The sequence below is a fragment of the Companilactobacillus paralimentarius DSM 13238 = JCM 10415 genome (assembly GCF_001434985.1).
In the GTDB taxonomy this organism is placed as follows: Bacteria; Bacillota; Bacilli; order Lactobacillales; family Lactobacillaceae; genus Companilactobacillus; species Companilactobacillus paralimentarius.
Map to the genome: position 1 here is coordinate 1 of NZ_AZES01000091.1, position 683 is coordinate 683.

Here is a 683-nt window from a genome sequence, read left to right on the forward strand (position 1 = left end):
ATACAAAAATAGAGTTGATGGCAAAATGCCTATCAACTCTATTTATCGTACAGCCACAAAACCAAACTAAAGGGTTTTTCTTATGGTCAAATTCAATTTAGATTTTAGAATCAAAGTAGTAACTGAATACTTTAGCGGTTATAGATCCACAGCTTTGGCTAAAAGTTATGGGGTTGCTAAAGAGGACGTGATTCTTAATTGGGTTCATAATTTTGAGTTACGTGGTGTCGAAGGGCTTGAGCCATGTAGAATGGATTTAAATTATTCAAGCAATAGATGAATTTCGACAATCAGATCCAAAATATACAAAAATACGGCTATCGACGTATGACTAAAGCACTTAAAGAATTGGGATTTACAGTTAATCACAAGAAAGTTCTTCGTATCATGACTGAACATGCTTGGTTCTGCCAAGCGTTCAATCGTCAAAAAAGAAAATATAATTCATATAAAGAAATCGCTGGAAGAATGGCTAAAAATCATTTAAAACGTCGTTTTAATGCTGATAGATCTTACCAAAACTGGTGGCTGATATTAGTGAATTTAGATATGGAAATATGAACTAAAATGACCGTGTTTATTTAGAACCAGTCATGGATTTATCTTCCCGAAAATTACAAGAACAAATTAGCCACTTGTCCAAAAAATAAATACGAAATATATCAGTGCCAGAAAAGTGCATT

The 683-nt window shown here is 33.1% G+C and carries 2 protein-coding genes; both read left to right on the forward strand.

Annotated features, from left to right (window positions below; all coding sequences use genetic code 11):
• The first annotated feature begins 82 nt into the window (after positions 1-82).
• Positions 83-280, forward strand: coding sequence for a helix-turn-helix domain-containing protein (locus FD33_RS07955; protein WP_025086446.1), 198 nt, complete (start codon positions 83-85; stop codon positions 278-280).
• On the forward strand, positions 277-561 hold the full coding sequence (locus tag FD33_RS07960; RefSeq protein ID WP_025086447.1) for an IS3 family transposase: 285 nt from the start codon (positions 277-279) through the stop codon (positions 559-561). Before FD33_RS07955 ends, FD33_RS07960 begins: the two co-directional genes overlap by 4 nt.
• The last annotated feature ends 122 nt before the right edge of the window (positions 562-683 follow it).